The sequence below is a fragment of the Pedobacter sp. AK013 genome (assembly GCF_014205835.1).
GTDB lineage: Bacteria > Bacteroidota > Bacteroidia > Sphingobacteriales > Sphingobacteriaceae > Pedobacter.
In genome coordinates this window covers 108,761-120,456 of record NZ_JACHCQ010000020.1, presented here as the reverse complement: position 1 = coordinate 120,456, position 11,696 = coordinate 108,761, and the positions used below count along the sequence as shown (strand labels likewise).

The following is an 11,696-nucleotide window of genomic DNA, read 5'->3' as shown; positions in this document are numbered from 1 at the left end:
ACCTTAGAAATAGATTTTAAAACATAAACAACCTTAATTAGCCAATAAGCCTTATTTATCTTCAATAATCAATTTTAACCGGACAACAGTGAATTAAGTTCAGCATCTTTCATACTATCTACTTATTTTTAATTTCTATAATTCTATTTATCGTAACAGTAAATTTATCAATAAAGATTCCAGCTTACACAAGAATAACGACCGCTATAAAATCTCCCGATAGAAGTCTTTTTTTACTCACTCCCCTTAAAAACATTAATCGATGCCGTTTTCCAGTGGATATAACCTAAATTACCGCAGGTTTGAGCGACAAAGTTTTCTACATCCTCTGGCACATCATTAACTACACGCCATCTAATTTTATATTTTGGGTTATAACTGATATAAACCACCAAATCATCACTACGCTGCCCAATGGCATGTAAATGTTGTAAATGTATATCCTGCAAATCTGCAGCAGCAATCCTCAATCTTTCATTCATGATTTTACCTAATGAAAGATCTGGTCTAAAATCTGTTTCGAATATGGCTAAAACGGTAACGGTCATAGAAAAAAAATATATCAACAAACAAACCAAGCTATAAGCTTTTTGTTTAAAATCATCAATTAAATACAAGCATTTATCTAAATAATATGCCTTGTATCCTGTCTCTCCTAAAGCAAATCTATACTAAAAAAATTAGTATCAAAATTTATTTTTGTATTTTTTTTAGTCAACGTAAAAATTATAGAAAAGCATGACATGCGCCACCAATAAGGTTAATAACGCTAACATTGTGCATAACTATCTTAAACATCTGATAATTAGATCAGTTATACATATAACAAAAGTAGAGCTTATGAAAAAGTGCATCTATGTAGTGGAAGACAACCCGAGTATTAGAGAAATCATTGAATTCTTATTAATCGAAGAACTTTACGAGGTAAAGACGTGTTCAAACACCAACGATTTTTGGTTCTAAATGAGTAAACACCGACCAGACATGGTAATCCTTGACATTATGTTGCCTGATGGAAACGGACTGGATATCTGTAACGTGTTAAAGCGAAATATCAAAACACATGATATTCCAGTAATGATGATGTCAGCCAATAACCACCTGAACGCAGTTAAGGCTAAATGTGACGCAGAAGATTTCATTAACAAACCATTCGATCTGAACGATTTTGTAAACAGGGTAGACAAACATCTACTTAACTAAAGGAAATCGTCATTGCGAAGCCAATTTTTCATTGAATGAAGCGATCTTTACAGCAGGACTATGTGAAAGATTGCTTCATCATTCTTCTCTCCGCAATGACGAAATCAGGCACTAAAAAAGATGCTATATTATTATACTTTCAACGGCATTATTTAATGCCTCATCTTTCAGGTTGGGTATACTTAAACCTTCTACCCTGTAGGCGGTTACATCTATCATCCCTAAAAAACCCAATACCGATTTCAGATAAGATTCTGTAAAATCGTAAGCTTTCATTGGTCCATCAGAATATACACCGCCTGATGAAATGGCCAGATAAACTTTTTTACCTTTTATCAGTCCCACTGGGCCATTTTCGGAATAGCTAAACGTTTGGCCAGCACGTGCAATGTGATCAACCCATGCTTTTAATGCAGAAGGAAGCCCAAAGTTGTACATAGGCACCCCAATTACAATGGCATCGGCATTTTTTAGCTCAGTAATCGCTTCGTTTGAATGTTTTACTGCTTCGGCCAGTTCGGGCGTATGGTTTTCTAACGGGGTAAAGAAAGAATTAATGTGCACCTCTTCTAAGTGTGGAAATGGTGTATTGGTAAGGTTTCGCGTAGCTACCGTACTACCTGGATTAGCTACCTGTAATTTTTCTACAATTGCATTTCCTAATTTAACGCTGAAAGATGCTTCGCCCCTTGGGCTTGATATTAAATGTAATATTTTCATTTTTTGCCTTTATTTTATGTCTCACAAAATTATAGACACTGACTATCAAAAAGTTATTACTATATCAAAGGATAGCGCTATCCTTTAGTATAGTTGCAGCAGTATCCCCCTAAAGGTTTAAGATTTTAATTTTCTATAAACTTAATTCCTGCTCAACCTGTTCTTATGATAAAAAACATATCATGGAAAATCAGGAAAATAATCAACCGAAAGAAGAAATTCAAAATATCGAACAGTTTCAGATCAACCGTTCGCAAGGAAATGCCGCCGAAGGGCATGCAATAAGCCCATTAGCAAATGATGAATATACTGAAGGTGAAGTACAATTTGCCGATGGCGAAGGCACAAAATTGAATGCTCAAATTGATGGCCCTGACGATGAAGAGGATGATGATAATGAGGAAGAAGAAATTAACGGTTACAACGAATCAGACATTGAAGAGCTGGATAAAGACCCAAATGCTTACGATAAAGATGATAACGAGATGTTATAAAACAACTTCGGTTAAGAAATGCCAGATTGATGACCGGTCTGTTATTTTTTATCTAAATAGCGATGACCCACAATATTTACAAAACAAAGCATCGCTATCATGCCCTTCCCTACTACAACCAGGACACGATTCGGGCAATTCCTTTTTATGCCTGGATGCGACAGCGATATCATGAGTAATAATCCCTGTGGGCACTGCAATAATGGCATAACCGATCAGCATCACTACAGAGGCTACAAATTTGCCCAATGGGGTAATGGGTGAAATATCGCCATAACCAACGGTAGTGATGGTTACAATGGCCCAATAAATACTTTCGGGAATATTAGAAAAACCATTTTCGCGCTTTTCTACAAGATACATAATAGAGCCTAGAATTACAGTGATGGTTAAAACAGTGAGCAGAAATATGCTGATCTTACGCACACTGTTTTTTAAAGCCTGGGTTAAGAAATTAATCTCCGTTAAAAAATGTCCGAGTTTGAATATCCTGAAAACACGAAGTAGCCTTAGCGCTCTAAAAACCAGCAAAGATTGGGCGCCAATAAAAAATATACTTAAGTAAGATGGTAATAAGGCAATCATATCAATGATCCCTAAAGGGCTAATCACGTATCGGATCGGTTTTTTGATACTGACCAATCTTAAAATATATTCGATGGTGAAAAGTGCAGCAAAAATCCACTCCGTTATGTTAAACCACTTGCCATATTGTTGATGAATACTGGCAACACTATCGAGCATCACTACAATAATGCTAGAAAAAATAGCAATCAACAGACCTACATCAAATGCTTTACCCGCAGGAGTATTCGATTCGTAAATAACCTCGTGAAGCTTAAAACGCCAATCTTTAGGTGATGCCATGGAAATGATTTAATGATGATAAAGGTAAATAAATTAACCGTTTACCACTTCCCCGCCATTTACATGTATTACCTGTCCGGTGATAAATGATGCATCTTCTGAAGCAAGAAATACATAAGATGGGCCAAGCTCTGAGGGTTGCCCTGCCCTTTCCATAGCTGTTTCCGATCCAAAAGATTTGATCTTTTTCTGATCAAAGGTAGATACAATGAGGGGTGTCCATACCGGACCTGGTGCTACCGCATTTACACGAATACCTGTTTTGGCTAAATTTGTAGCGAGTGAACGCGTAAAGGAAGTTATTGCTCCTTTTGTTGAAGAGTAATCGATCAGATTCGGCGAAGAACGATAAGCCGTTACCGAGGTGGTATTGATAATGGTATCTCCCGGTTGAAAATACTCCAGTACCTCGTGTGCAAAATAAAAATAGCCAAATATGTTTGTTCGGAAAGTATCTTCCAATTGTTTATCGTCGATCTTTTTTGGATCTTTCTGCGGAACCTGCATTCCAGCATTATTTACGAGAATATTGATCTTCCCAAATTTTTTAACTGTGGCTGCTACAGCTCTTTTGCAAAACGCGGGCTTTTTAACATCACCTTTAATTAACAAACAGGTTTTGCCTTCAGCTTCAACCATTTGTTTGGTTTCTTTAGCGTCAATACCTTCATTTAAATAAACAATAGCCACATCTGCACCTTCTCTTGCAAAATGAACAGCTACCGAACGGCCAATGCCACTATCTCCACCGGTAATTAGTGCAACCTTATCGTTCAATTTTCCTGCTCCCCTGTAGTTGGCTTTAATTACCTCAGGCCTTGGATCCATCTTAGCTTCTATTCCTGGTTGTTTGTTTTGCTTGGCAGCTGTTTTTTGAGTTTTCATCGCTTGTTTTGTCAAATTAACTTCCGTAATACTGCCAATTAAACAAGCATACCGTTTGCAAAGTTTTAAGAACCCAATAATACTCAATAGAATTTAAACCAATTTAACTTAATATTTTGCTCATATTCAACCATTTTGGATGGATATACCTTACTAAATTAGCTTTTTCAATCCTAACCAAAAGAAACCACAAATGAAAAAAACAATCTTAACAGCTTTATTCATCATAAGCTTAACCTTGCCTAACTTTGCCCAAAAGCGTTTGGGTAATGAAACAGCTGACCAAAAAACGAAAAGAATGGAATGGTGGACGGATGCCCGCTTCGGCATGTTTATCCACTGGGGCCTGTACGCATTACCTGCCCGCCACGAATGGGTAAGAAATTACGAACACATTACCAACGAAACGTATCAGAAATACTTCGATCAGTTTAATCCAGATTTATTCGATCCTAAAAAATGGGCGAAAGAAGCTAAAGCGGCGGGAATGAAATACGCAGTACTTACCACCAAACACCACGAGGGTTTTAACTTATTTGACAGCAAATACACCGATTATAAAGCAACCAATACGCAGGCCAAAAGAGATTTGGTAAAAGAATTTGTTGATGCTTTTCGTGCAGAAGGCATCAAAATAGGTTTTTATTATTCACTAATAGATTGGCACCATCCTGATTTTACAGTTGATAGGTATCATCCCCTAAGACCTAATAATGATAATGAAGCTGAATATGCAGCACTAAATAAAAACAGGGATATGGCCAAATACCGCAAATATCTATACGATCAGGTAACAGAGCTGTTAACCAAATATGGAAAAATTGATATTCTCTGGGCCGACTTTTCTTACCCTGGCAAACATGGCAAAGGCCGTGATGATTGGGGTTCGGTAGCATTGCTTAAGCAAATCAGAAAACTGCAGCCACAAATTATTGTAGATAACCGCCTGGATCTTAACGATTACGAAGACGGTACAGATTTCGAAACACCCGAACAGGTGAGTCCGAAAGAATTAGAAAAATACCGTGGAAAAGTTTGGGAAACATGCCAAACCTTTTCAGGATCGTGGGGATACCATCGTGATGAAAACACCTGGAAAAGCAATAGAAAATTATTGGATTTATTAATTACTTCGGTGGCCAATGGAGGTAATTTATTATTAAATGTTGGTCCTACTGCCCGTGGCGAATTTGATAATCGAGCTGTTACAGCCTTAGATAGTCTGAGTCTTTGGATGCACGCCAATTCAAAATCTATTTACCATTGCACTTTCGCGCCAACCGAATTTAAAGCGCCCGAAGGAGTAAAACTCACTTACAATAACGACGCCAAAAAACTGTATGTGCATTTGTTCGAATATCCGAATACGGGCTATATTACTCTGGATGGATATAAAGACAAGGTGAAATATGCGCAGTTTTTACATGACAACTCTGAAATACTGATTGATACAGAAAAATCGACTGGAAACACCTTGGTATTAAAACTACCAAAGAAAAAACCCGACTTCGAAATCCCGGTAATGGAATTAAGCTTAAATTAATCTACCCATATTAATTATTGGCCTGCAAGTTAAACCTTGCGGGCTTTTTTATTGGCAACATTTAGACAGTAATCTATTTGGCTGACCATTAAGATTAAAGGGAGTTATGATTTTAGTTATCGCGTATGCAATCAACTGTGAATCTATAAACTATTAACCAATGTGGTAATGATCAGAGACAAATGAACTAATGAGCCCTTCTACGCTGATAAAAGTTCTCCTTGATTTAGGTTAGCATAAGCTTTAGCCTGCACCACATTACCTATAATAATAATAGCAGGATAAGTTAAGCCTGCTTGTTCTGCAGATTCCTGTAAATTTTGCACTGAACATACCACTTGTTTTTGATTGGGCAAGGTAGCGTGCTGAATAATTGCTGCAGGCATATCTCCTAAACCAGCATCGCAATAGGCTTTAGAAATTTCGCCAACTTTTTTCATACCCATATATATAACTACTGTAGCCGAACTTTTCATGGCACACTTTAAATCATTGGTTAAACTTCCGTCCTTCTTGGTTCCGGTAAGTATCCAAACACTTTCACTGATTCCACGATGTGTTAAAGGAACATCAATAAAACCTGCGCCCTGCATACTACTTATACCCGGAATGTAATGACATTTGATGCCTCTGGCCTCCGCATAAATCAATTCTTCGAATCCTCTGCCAAAAATAAAGGGATCTCCACCCTTTAAGCGCACCACAACTTGATAATTTTGGGCATTTTCGACAATTAATTCGTTTATTTTCTCCTGTGGTGTGTATTTTCCATAAGGTTGTTTGCCAACATAGATCATTTTGCAGCTTTTCGGTGAAATTTCCAGTAATTTTTCATTACTTAAGTTATCATACAGAATAACTTCTGCTCTTTTTAGCACATTAAAAGCTTTCATGGTGATTAATTCTGGATCTCCAGGACCTCCACCCATTATAAAAAGTCCAAAATCGTTAGTTTTTTGATTCATAATTTTAATGATTTAACTATTTAAACATAAAAGTGATGAAAATTTATTAAAAAATTAAATATTTTATGATAAAAATCACACAATAACAACTTTTAATTGAATTATAACCTATATTTGAATATCAAAAATCATATAAATATTAAAACATATACTTTTTAATCGATTATCATCAACAAAAAACAACAAAACAAATAATCCAAAACAAAAAACAACCAACACAAACCAACAAAACACAAAATACCTTTAAGATTTATGAAAGAACCACAAATAATCGTAATAGGAAATGGAATGGTGGGATATAAATTCTGCGAAAAGCTGAGATCAAAAACCTCTTCTTTTAATCTTATCGTTTTTGGCGAAGAACCTCGCAGAGCTTATGACCGTGTTCATTTAAGTGAATATTTTAACGGAAAAACTGCTGATGATCTTTCTCTCTCTACTGAAAACTGGTATCAAGAGCAAAATATTACCCTTTTCCTAAATAATCCAATCGTTAAAATAGATCGTGAACTTCAAAAAGTTTACACAGCCAATGGCCTTGATTATCATTACGATATTCTTGTTTTTGCAACCGGCTCGGGTGCTTTCGTTCCCAATATCCCTGGTATCGAGAAAGAAGGTGTTTTTGTTTACCGTACCATTGAGGATCTTGACCTAATCAGCGGTTATGCCCAAAAAGCCAAAACAGCCTCGGTTATCGGCGGTGGTTTACTTGGATTGGAAGCTGCTAAAGCATTAATAGATCTGGGTATCGAAAAAACCAGCATTATCGAATTTGCACCACGCTTAATGCCAAGACAAATTGATGCTGCAGGTAGCGATATGCTTAAATCTAAACTCGCAGATCTTGGTTTACAGATTCACTTAAACAAAAATACTATAAGTATTGAAGGCGATGGCCGTATTACCGCGCTAAAGTTTAGCGATGATACCGCTTTAGATGTAGATATGCTTGTTATCTCTGCAGGTATAAAACCACGTGATGAACTGGCAAAGGCCTGCGGTATCGAGGTTGGTCCACGCGGAGGAATTGTTGTTGATCAAAAAATGCAGACCAGTGATCCAGCTGTTTTTGCCATCGGCGAATGCGCTTTGTACGATGGAATGATTTACGGATTAATTGCTCCTGGCTACGAAATGGCCGAGGTGCTGGCTGCAAACCTTTGCGAAGGCGATAAAACTTTCACAGGGTTTGATATGAGTACCAAACTCAAACTGATCGGTATCGATGTAGCCAGTTTTGGTGATAATTTTATTACCGAACCCGATTGTCGCACCATCATCTTCGAAAACAAACACAAAGGCGTTTATAAAAGAATAAATGTTAGTAATGACGGGCAATACCTTTTAGGAGGTATATTAATTGGAGATGCAACAGCTTACAACCTGCTGTTGCAAACCTCTAATAACCGGATTGTATTACCAGAAAACCCTGAAGAACTGATTCTGGGTGCACGTGGCGGAAGCGAACCTGCCGGTGGAGCCGGAATTACAGGTTTACCAGACAGTGCATTGATCTGTAGCTGTGAAGGTGTTAGCAAAGGCGATATCTGCTCGGCAGTTGCAGATGGATCTTGCGAAAACATCGACGACCTAAAAAAATGCACCAAAGCAGGTACAGGTTGTGGTGGCTGCCTGCCAATGGTTAAAGACTTGATGACTTATACCTTAAAATCACAAGGTAAGTATATCAAAAATGTAATCTGCGAACACTTTAACTATAGCAGACAGGAACTTTTTGACCTTATTCACATCCACGAACTAAAAAGTTACGATGAAGTATTGGATGCCTTAGGTAAAAACGATGGCTGTGAGGTATGTAAACCATTAGTATCATCGCTCCTGGCCAGTCTTTGGAACGAAATGATCCTTAAAAAAGGAAATGATGTTGCCCAGGATAGTAATGACCGTTTTCTGGCCAACATTCAAAAAGGCGGCTCATATTCTGTGGTACCAAGGGTTCCGGGCGGCGAAATTACACCTGATAAATTGATAGTAATTGGCGAAGTAGCTAAAAAATACAACCTCTACACCAAAATTACCGGAGGTCAGCGTATTGATATGTTCGGTGCACACCTGAACGATCTTCCTATTATCTGGGAAGAATTAATCGCTGCAGGTTTTGAAAGCGGACATGCTTACGGAAAAGGCTTAAGAACGGTTAAAAGCTGTGTTGGAAGTACCTGGTGCAGATTTGGCTTGCATGACAGCGTAAGTTTCGCCATCCAGATTGAAGAAAGATACAGGGGCATCCGTGCACCGCACAAGTTCAAATCAGCTGTAAGTGGCTGTATCAGAGAATGTGCAGAAGCCCAAAGTAAAGATTTCGGCATTATCGCCACCGAAAAAGGCTGGAACTTATATGTATGTGGCAATGGGGGTAGTAAACCGCAACATGCCCTTTTACTGGCAACAGACTTAGATAGTGAAACATGCATTAAATACATCGATAGATTTTTGATGTTTTACATCCGCACTGCCGATCCACTTACCAGAACAGCAACCTGGCTGAACAAAATGGAAGGTGGAATTGATTACCTGCGGAATGTAATCATTAACGATAGCTTGGGAATGGCTGCCCAATGGGAAAATGAAATTGAAAACTTAATCGCCGCTTACAAATGCGAATGGAAGGAAGCTGTAGAAAATCCTGCGATCAGAAAACGTTTCTCTCATTTTGTAAATGCACCAGAAGACAAAGATCCAACTATAGAATTTGTTGAAATGCGTGGACAAAAAAGAACCGCAGAATGGAAAACAGTTTAGTCAATAATATTTACAAACCTTATAAAACCCAAAAATTATGAATGAACAATCAAATTGGCTAGCGGCCTGCCGAGTCGAGGATGCCATTGAGAACGGTGGCGTATGCGTAAAACATGGTGAAGATCAGATTGCACTTTTCTATTTCACCAGAAGAAATGAGTGGTACGCCACACAAAATGAATGCCCGCATAAAAAACAGATGGCATTAAGCCGCGGAATGATTGGGTCTACTACCGATGAACCTAAGGTAGCCTGCCCTTTCCACAAAAAAACATTTTCATTGAGCACCGGAGAATGCTTAAGCGGCGATGAATGCGCAATAAAAACCTATCCTGTAAAGATAGAAAACGGAACTGTTTACATTGGTACAACACCAAAATCTTAACCTGACCCAGTAAGATTTAAACTTTCCTGATTAAAAAATTTAACCCAAACCAAACCGACATGAAGATTTCTAATTATGTAGCCATAACAGGCTGCATTGCACTTACCTTGTTCTTTTTTTCTGCTAAATCGCAAACTAAAGCCGTTTTATTCGATGGTACTATCGTTGCCGGATATGTTGATCACGGCGCTTTTATAAACTGTACAGGCCCGAGCATTAAATTCAGCAAAAAACCTTACACCGTTTTATTAGGATTGTTACCCAGTTTAAGAATCAAAGAAGATAAAGTTGCCGCCGGAGCGCCAAAAAATGCAGCCCTCACCCCTAACCTTGGTTTTGGCTTAACAACGGCATTTCGCCATGTAGCTTTGCAGGTACCCTTATACTACAACCCTAAAACCGCAGTCAAAAATGGCGAATGGAACGTCGGCGTAGGTTTAGGCTATAAATTTTAAAAGAAACCATTTATTTATTTACGCTTAAACAGACCATCATGACACTAAACTCCATTACTAAACCGCTAGATAAATTAAATATATTTTCGCTCAAAGGTGTTCAGATGAAAACCTTTCACATCACCTGGCTAACTTTCTTTTTTTGCTTTTTTGCCTGGTTCGGCATGGCACCTTTAATGAAGATTGCAAGAGAGCAGCTTCACCTTACCAAAGATCAGGTGGGAAACATCCAGATTGCATCTGTATCAGCCACTATAATTGCCCGTTTACTGATCGGACGGCTAATTGATAAATTTGGCCCCAAGCTTATTTACACCTGGCTTTTGGTGCTGTGCGCCATTCCGGTACTGTTAATCGGAACCAGCCATTCTTATACTTCGTTTTTACTTTTCCGCCTGGCCATTGGCGTAATCGGCGCATCATTCGTAATCACCCAATTCCATACTTCTATTATGTTTGCAGCCAATATTAAAGGAACCGCAAATGCAACCGCAGGTGGTTTTGGTAATGCAGGCGGTGGTGCTGCCAATTTATTTATGCCATTAATTGCATCAGGCATTACCGCTTTGGGGTTTTGTAGCACTGAAGACAGTTGGCGTTATGCTATGATTTTTCCTGGTGTAATGCTTTTGATCTGTGCTTTTTTATATCACCGCTATACTTTAGATACCCCACAGGGAGATTTTAAGGATTTAAAAGATGAAAACATAAAAAGCACCAAAAACACATTCTTAATCGCTGCAAAAGATTACCGCACGTGGATTTTAACCATTGCTTATGCCGCATGTTTTGGTGTAGAAATCACAGTAGATAACTTCGCGCCGATCTTTTTTACCGATTCATTCGGCGCAACTATTGCCATAGCAGGAATGGTTGCAGGTATTTTTGGCTGGATCAATGTTTTTGCCAGACCATTGGGTGGAATTGTTGCTGATAAAATCGGTAAAATCTGGGGATTTGACGGCAAAACACTTTTACTTGCGCTATTGCTTTTGATAGAAGGAATTGGCCTGATCTGGTTCGCAAAATCAGGCAATATCGGAATGGCTATTTTTATGATGTTCGTTTTTGGGCTAAGTTTAAAAATGGCTAACGGAGCAACTTACAGCCTTGTTCCTTTCATTAACCCACTTGCAGTTGGCAGTGTGGCAGGCATTGTAGGTGCTGGTGGAAATATCGGCGCTATGCTTATTGCATTTATGTTTAAAGCCAAAGCTGGTCATGCTACTAAAAATATAATCGAAAACGGGCATACTATTCAAAAAGACCTGATCGATTATACCAGTGCTTTTACTTTTCTTGGTTTTATCATTCTCGGAATTGGCATTGCTGTCTTTATTTTCAGAACCATTATGGCACAGAAAAGCGCGGAGATAGAAGATCTTGTACTTACACCGAGCAAATAGCCATACA

The 11,696-nt window shown here is 38.3% G+C and carries 12 protein-coding genes; 7 read left to right on the top strand and 5 right to left on the bottom strand.

Annotation, left to right across the window (positions count from 1 at the left end; translation table 11 throughout):
- Window positions 1-233 precede the first annotated feature (233 nt).
- Complete coding sequence (locus HDC90_RS14570) at window positions 234-548, bottom strand: hypothetical protein (protein WP_138821271.1); 315 nt, start codon at window positions 546-548, stop codon at window positions 234-236.
- Window positions 549-963: 415 nt separating this feature from the next.
- On the opposite strand from HDC90_RS14570, the gene HDC90_RS14565 reads away from it, so the two are divergent.
- The gene (locus HDC90_RS14565; protein WP_255497676.1) at window positions 964-1,203 is read left to right on the top strand and encodes a PleD family two-component system response regulator; all 240 of its coding nucleotides are present in this window, start codon (window positions 964-966) and stop codon (window positions 1,201-1,203) included.
- A 123-nt stretch (window positions 1,204-1,326) separates the two neighbouring features.
- On the opposite strand, the gene HDC90_RS14560 is transcribed toward HDC90_RS14565, so the two are convergent.
- On the bottom strand, window positions 1,327-1,923 hold the full coding sequence (locus HDC90_RS14560) for an FMN-dependent NADH-azoreductase (RefSeq protein ID WP_184467572.1): 597 nt from the start codon (window positions 1,921-1,923) through the stop codon (window positions 1,327-1,329).
- A gap of 182 nt (window positions 1,924-2,105) precedes the next feature.
- Between HDC90_RS14560 and HDC90_RS14555 the strand changes: the two genes are divergently transcribed.
- Window positions 2,106-2,417: a hypothetical protein gene (locus HDC90_RS14555; RefSeq protein WP_184467570.1), complete on the top strand. Its 312-nt coding sequence runs from the start codon at window positions 2,106-2,108 to the stop codon at window positions 2,415-2,417.
- Between the two features lie 48 nt (window positions 2,418-2,465).
- Here HDC90_RS14555 and HDC90_RS14550 read toward each other — a convergent pair whose 3' ends face one another.
- Window positions 2,466-3,284, bottom strand: a complete 819-nt coding sequence (locus HDC90_RS14550) for an ion transporter (protein WP_184467568.1) — start codon at window positions 3,282-3,284, stop codon at window positions 2,466-2,468.
- A 33-nt stretch (window positions 3,285-3,317) separates the two neighbouring features.
- A complete protein-coding gene (locus tag HDC90_RS14545) occupies window positions 3,318-4,169 on the bottom strand; it encodes an SDR family oxidoreductase (protein ID WP_184467566.1) in 852 nt (283 codons plus the stop codon).
- Between the two features lie 193 nt (window positions 4,170-4,362).
- On the opposite strand from HDC90_RS14545, the gene HDC90_RS14540 reads away from it, so the two are divergent.
- Window positions 4,363-5,712 (top strand): alpha-L-fucosidase, encoded by a 1,350-nt coding sequence (locus tag HDC90_RS14540; protein ID WP_184467564.1) that lies wholly within the window; start codon window positions 4,363-4,365, stop codon window positions 5,710-5,712.
- 200 nt (window positions 5,713-5,912) lie between these two features.
- Here HDC90_RS14540 and cobA read toward each other — a convergent pair whose 3' ends face one another.
- Window positions 5,913-6,677: a uroporphyrinogen-III C-methyltransferase gene (gene cobA / locus HDC90_RS14535; RefSeq protein ID WP_184467562.1), complete on the bottom strand. Its 765-nt coding sequence runs from the start codon at window positions 6,675-6,677 to the stop codon at window positions 5,913-5,915.
- Window positions 6,678-6,929: 252 nt separating this feature from the next.
- Here cobA and nirB point away from each other — a divergent pair, with 252 nt between their 5' ends.
- The 4 genes from nirB to HDC90_RS14515 are packed head-to-tail and all read left to right on the top strand — an operon-like array spanning window position 6,930 to window position 11,689.
- A complete protein-coding gene (nirB, locus tag HDC90_RS14530) occupies window positions 6,930-9,443 on the top strand; it encodes a nitrite reductase large subunit NirB (RefSeq protein WP_184467560.1) in 2,514 nt (837 codons plus the stop codon).
- A 37-nt stretch (window positions 9,444-9,480) separates the two neighbouring features.
- Window positions 9,481-9,828: a nitrite reductase small subunit NirD gene (gene nirD, locus HDC90_RS14525; protein WP_029276048.1), complete on the top strand. Its 348-nt coding sequence runs from the start codon at window positions 9,481-9,483 to the stop codon at window positions 9,826-9,828.
- A 59-nt stretch (window positions 9,829-9,887) separates the two neighbouring features.
- Window positions 9,888-10,283: a hypothetical protein gene (locus tag HDC90_RS14520; protein ID WP_255497671.1), complete on the top strand. Its 396-nt coding sequence runs from the start codon at window positions 9,888-9,890 to the stop codon at window positions 10,281-10,283.
- 38 nt (window positions 10,284-10,321) lie between these two features.
- Window positions 10,322-11,689 carry an MFS transporter gene (locus HDC90_RS14515; protein WP_184467558.1) on the top strand — a complete coding sequence of 456 codons (1,368 nt, stop codon included), beginning with the start codon at window positions 10,322-10,324 and terminating at the stop codon, window positions 11,687-11,689.
- Window positions 11,690-11,696 lie beyond the last annotated feature (7 nt).

Coding starts and splice junctions, on each gene's coding strand:
- HDC90_RS14570 (WP_138821271.1), bottom strand. CDS start 548: ATGACCGTTACCGTTTTAGCCATATTCGAAACAGATTTTAGACCAGAT.
- HDC90_RS14565 (WP_255497676.1), top strand. CDS start 964: ATGAGTAAACACCGACCAGACATGGTAATCCTTGACATTATGTTGCCT.
- HDC90_RS14560 (WP_184467572.1), bottom strand. CDS start 1,923: ATGAAAATATTACATTTAATATCAAGCCCAAGGGGCGAAGCATCTTTC.
- HDC90_RS14555 (WP_184467570.1), top strand. CDS start 2,106: ATGGAAAATCAGGAAAATAATCAACCGAAAGAAGAAATTCAAAATATC.
- HDC90_RS14550 (WP_184467568.1), bottom strand. CDS start 3,284: ATGGCATCACCTAAAGATTGGCGTTTTAAGCTTCACGAGGTTATTTAC.
- HDC90_RS14545 (WP_184467566.1), bottom strand. CDS start 4,169: ATGAAAACTCAAAAAACAGCTGCCAAGCAAAACAAACAACCAGGAATA.
- HDC90_RS14540 (WP_184467564.1), top strand. CDS start 4,363: ATGAAAAAAACAATCTTAACAGCTTTATTCATCATAAGCTTAACCTTG.
- cobA (WP_184467562.1), bottom strand. CDS start 6,677: ATGAATCAAAAAACTAACGATTTTGGACTTTTTATAATGGGTGGAGGT.
- nirB (WP_184467560.1), top strand. CDS start 6,930: ATGAAAGAACCACAAATAATCGTAATAGGAAATGGAATGGTGGGATAT.
- nirD (WP_029276048.1), top strand. CDS start 9,481: ATGAATGAACAATCAAATTGGCTAGCGGCCTGCCGAGTCGAGGATGCC.
- HDC90_RS14520 (WP_255497671.1), top strand. CDS start 9,888: ATGAAGATTTCTAATTATGTAGCCATAACAGGCTGCATTGCACTTACC.
- HDC90_RS14515 (WP_184467558.1), top strand. CDS start 10,322: ATGACACTAAACTCCATTACTAAACCGCTAGATAAATTAAATATATTT.